Genomic DNA, 2,625 nt, shown 5'->3' with positions numbered 1-2,625 from the left:
GTTCCTTCTTCCACAAGGGCGCCTTTATCCATCACAAGAATGCGATCTGCTTTTAAAATTGTTGCCAAACGATGTGCAATGACCAAGGTTGTGCGGTTTTGCATCAACCCTTCTAAGGCGTCTTGCACCAACTTTTCACTGTTTGCATCTAAAGCAGATGTTGCTTCATCAAGCAGCAACAGGGGTGCATTTCTTAAAATTGCCCGCGCAATACCAATGCGTTGTTTTTGTCCCCCAGAAAGCATGGTACCGCGTTCTCCTACTTGCGTATCCAAGCCATCTGGTAAAGCTTGAATAAATTCAAGTGCATTAGCCGCTTTAGCGGCAGCAAGGATTTCCTCTTCATGGGTATTTTCAGTTCCAAAAATAATATTATCACGCAATGTTCCATCAAAAATGGCAACATCTTGTGGAACATAGGAAATTGCACTGCGTAAATCTTGTAAAGAAAGGCGATTAATTTCCATGCCATCCAACCGAATTGTTCCATTTGTCGGATCATAAAAACGAAGGATCAAAGAAAAAATGCTGCTTTTTCCTGCTCCAGAAGCCCCAACAAAAGCAACCGTTTCGCCTGCTTTTACAGAAAATGAAAGCGAGCGTAAAACCTTCTCTTGTGGTCTAGAAGGATAGGTAAAATCAACCTGATCAAAAACAAGTTCACCTCGAATAGGTTGCTCTAATGATAAAGGATTTTTAGGTGCTACAATAGTAGGTTGTTCTTGTAATAATTCGGCAAGCCGTTCAGCAGCGCCTGCTGCTTGGATTAATTCTGCCCCAAGTTCCGATAATTGCGCAAAAGTAGAAGCTCCAAAAACCGCATAAAGAACAAATTGCCCTAATGTCCCTCCTGTCATCGTTCCATTCAAAACATCGCGCGATCCAATCCATAAAACAGCAACCACACTGCTAAAAACCAAAAAAATTGCAAACCCCGTAAAAAAGGAGCGCAAGATTACAGAAGCACGTGCTGTTTGAAAAGCACGTTCTATCAATTGTGAAAAACGTATTGTAACGAGTTTTTCAGCGGTAAAAGCTTGCACAGTGCGAATAGCACTTACCTGCTCTGTAGCAACAGCATTGGCATCTGCGAGACGATCTTGCGCCGCGCGGGTACGAGAGCGAACTTTACGTCCAAAGACTACCAAGGGAATGGCCACAACAGGAATAGCTGCTAAAACCAACAAAGACAATTTAGCATTGGTGATCACCATCATCACGACGGCTCCAATCACGATAATCAGCTGACGCAAAGCGGTAGAGGCGGTGGAGCCCACAGCTAATTTTATTTGTGTGGTATCTGTTAGAAGCCTTGAAACAATCTCTCCTGAATGTGATCGATCAAAAAAAGCAGGAGAAAGTTTCATAATATGAACAAACACATCACGCCGTAAATCGGCAACAATCCGTTCTCCCAAGGTGATAACACAGTAATAACGGGCTGCTGAAGCAAATGCGAGAAACAAGGCTAAGATAAACAAAATTCCAAAGTAAAAATTGATATGTCCATGGCTTGAAGTAGAAAACCCATGATCAAACATTTGGCGGATAGCCACAGGCAAAGCTAATGTGACAAGAGCAGCAACAGATAATGCTAGAAAAGCAAAGATAAACAACCAACGATAGCGCAAAATATAGGGAACAAAAATTGCAAGCGAAGAGAATGAAGATTTTTTAGGGGAAGACTTTGTCGATTTTTCTGAACGAGAACGTAATGTCATAAAATTTTGCTCACTGTATTGGATTTGTAACACTTGATACAATGATGTATCTTGAACACTTGTTTTTTGATGCGTGCTCAGTTATAGGAATAAATACTTTAAATCAATGTATCAAAAAGACAAAGGAAGTGCACTTAAAAAAACAAGCAAGTGCTATTTCATTCTATAAACGCAAAAGGTTTGACGCATGAAAGCGAATATTCACCCCAACTATCATAAAATTACCGTTGTTATGACGGATGGAACCCAATATACGACGCGCTCTACTTGGGGAAAAGAAGGCGATACTCTTAATCTAGATATTGATCCAAGAACGCATCCGGCATGGACAGGTGGCTCCCAAACACTCGTAGATCGTGGTGGTCGTCTTTCTAAATTCAAAAATCGTTTTGGTAATATTGGCATGTAAAAGCCTCCTTTTTATGGGGAACAAGGGTTTTAAACAAATCGATTGCAAACGATGAGTTTTTTATCCTATCAAAGAGTGCACTTTAAATATTAATTCAAAAACGCATCCGACATAAACAGATGGGTCTTAAACACTTATAAATCATTGTGGTTGCGTTTTTAAATTCAAAAATCATTTTGAATATATGCATAAATCCTTTCTTCCCTAGAGTATAAAGACTTGAAATAAAATAATTGTAAACTTTTCTTCTTTTTTTGGAACTGAACATACCCATGGAGAGGAAATTTTGGCCACTTCTAAAGCTGCCAATGCATTTGAATTTATTCAAGCTTTACCAGATGGCTTGGATACGCAAGTAGAAGAACGTGGTACTATGCTTTCTGGGGGGCAAAAACAACGCATTGGTATTGCACTGGCGATTTTAAGAAATGCAGCCCTCTTGTTGCAAGCCGGCACCATCATTATATTTGCCAACTCGTGGATGTTGCTACAGCC

2 protein-coding genes and 1 pseudogene are annotated in these 2,625 nt (G+C 40.2%); 2 read left to right on the top strand and 1 reads right to left on the bottom strand.

What is annotated here, in order from left to right:
• Positions 1-1,721, bottom strand: a 1,721-nt coding sequence (locus ACFIL8_RS09040; protein WP_375689508.1) for an ABC transporter transmembrane domain-containing protein, incomplete at its 3' end; no start/stop codon positions are given.
• A gap of 187 nt (positions 1,722-1,908) precedes the next feature.
• On the opposite strand from ACFIL8_RS09040, the gene rpmE reads away from it, so the two are divergent.
• Both rpmE and ACFIL8_RS09030 read left to right on the top strand, forming a co-directional pair.
• The gene (gene rpmE, locus ACFIL8_RS09035) at positions 1,909-2,130 is read left to right on the top strand and encodes a 50S ribosomal protein L31 (protein WP_005774581.1); all 222 of its coding nucleotides are present in this window, start codon (positions 1,909-1,911) and stop codon (positions 2,128-2,130) included.
• A 253-nt stretch (positions 2,131-2,383) separates the two neighbouring features.
• Positions 2,384-2,625, top strand: a pseudogene (locus tag ACFIL8_RS09030) (ATP-binding cassette domain-containing protein); the annotation flags it as partial.

It is taken from the genome of Bartonella sp. AP57NXGY, from assembly GCF_042195805.1.
Classification (GTDB): Bacteria; Pseudomonadota; Alphaproteobacteria; order Rhizobiales; family Rhizobiaceae; genus Bartonella.
The sequence above is the reverse complement of the archived record's forward strand: the minus strand, read 5'-3'. Positions and strand labels throughout refer to the sequence as shown.

Bases quoted from the DNA above. Each gene is read 5' to 3' on its own strand.
- rpmE (WP_005774581.1), top strand. From the start codon at position 1,909: ATGAAAGCGAATATTCACCCCAACTATCATAAAATTACCGTTGTTATG.